Source organism: Mesorhizobium sp. M1A.F.Ca.IN.020.04.1.1 (assembly GCF_003997315.1).
Lineage (GTDB): Bacteria > Pseudomonadota > Alphaproteobacteria > Rhizobiales > Rhizobiaceae > Mesorhizobium.
Genome location: NZ_RZSN01000020.1, coordinates 1 through 1,810, shown reverse-complemented (window position 1 = coordinate 1,810; position 1,810 = coordinate 1). Strand labels below are relative to the sequence as shown.

Here is a 1,810-nt window from a genome sequence, read left to right as displayed (position 1 = left end):
ACCGGAGCAACCGGTGCCACAGGTGCGACCGGAGCCACGGGTGCGACTGGCGCCACCGGCGATACCGGAGCAACGGGCGCAACCGGCTCGACCGGAGCAACCGGCGCCACAGGTGCGACCGGCGCCACGGGCGATACCGGAGCAACGGGCGCAACCGGAGCAACCGGCGCCACAGGTGCGACCGGAGCCACGGGTGCGACTGGCGCCACCGGCGATACCGGAGCAACGGGCGCAACCGGCTCGACCGGAGCAACCGGCGCCACAGGCGCGACCGGCGCCACGGGCGATACCGGAGCAACCGGAGCAACCGGCTCGACCGGTGCGACCGGAGCAACCGGCGCCACAGGTGCGACCGGCGCCACCGGTGATACCGGAGCAACGGGCGCAACGGGCTCGACCGGTGCGACCGGAGCAACCGGCTCGACCGGCGCCACCGGCGATACCGGAGCAACGGGCGCCACCGGCTCGACTGGCGCGACCGGAGCAACCGGCGCCACAGGTGCCACCGGCGCCACGGGCGATACCGGAGCAACGGGTGCGACCGGAGCAACCGGCGCCACAGGTGCCACCGGCGCCACCGGCGATACCGGAGCAACCGGTGCGACCGGAGCAACCGGCGCCACAGGTGCGACTGGCGCCACCGGCGATACCGGGGCAACAGGTGCGACTGGCGCTACCGGCGATACCGGAGCAACGGGAGCAACCGGAGCAACCGGCGCCACAGGTGCGACCGGCGCCACCGGTGATACCGGAGCAACCGGCTCGACCGGTGCGACCGGAGCAACAGGTGCGACTGGCGCCACCGGTGATACCGGAGCAACCGGCTCGACCGGTGCAACAGGTGCGACCGGCGCTACGGGTGCAACGGGTGCGACCGGCTCGACAGGCGCAACCGGCGCGACTGGAGCTACTGGAGCTACCGGGGCGACTGGAGCAACCGGCGCCACAGGTGCGACCGGCGCTACGGGTGCAACGGGTGCGACCGGCTCGACTGGAGCAACGGGTGCGACAGGCGCAACCGGCGCTACGGGTGATACCGGAGCAACGGGCTCGACAGGTGCGACCGGAGCAACAGGTGCGACCGGCGCCACCGGCGATACCGGAGCAACGGGCTCGACGGGTGCGACCGGAGCAACCGGCGCCACAGGCGCGACCGGCGCTACCGGCGATACCGGAGCAACGGGCTCGACGGGTGCAACAGGTGCGACCGGCGCTACGGGTGCAACGGGTGCGACCGGCTCGACTGGAGCAACGGGTGATACCGGAGCAACGGGTTCGACCGGGGCCACTGGGGCGACTGGAGCAACCGGCGCCACTGGTGCTACGGGCGATACCGGCTCGACCGGCGCTACGGGTGCGACAGGAGCAACTGGCTCGACAGGTTCGACCGGAGCAACAGGTGCGACTGGAACTACCGGTGCCACTGGAGCAACGGGTGCGACTGGAGCTACCGGAGCTACCGGCTCGACGGGTGCGACCGGAGCCACCGGTGCGACTGGAGCAACGGGCTCGACTGGAGCGACCGGCGCTACGGGTGCCACGGGCTCGACCGGCGCAACCGGTGCGACCGGCGCGACTGGAGCAACGGGCTCGACCGGAGCAACCGGTGCGACCGGAGCCACGGGTGCGACTGGAGCAACTGGCGCGACTGGAGCAACGGGTGCGACAGGTGCGACCGGCGCTACGGGTGCCACCGGCTCGACTGGGGCGACCGGCGCTACCGGAGCTACAGGTGCGACCGGCGCCACGGGTGCCACTGGCGCTACCGGCTCAACTGGAGCAACTGGCGCGACCGGAGCGACCGGCGCTA

At 72.4% G+C, this 1,810-nt stretch carries 1 protein-coding gene; it reads left to right on the top strand.

The window, feature by feature from the left end; all coding sequences use genetic code 11:
• Positions 1-1,810: hypothetical protein (locus EOA49_RS06960; protein ID WP_206520150.1), on the top strand; the 1,810-nt coding region annotated here is incomplete at both ends.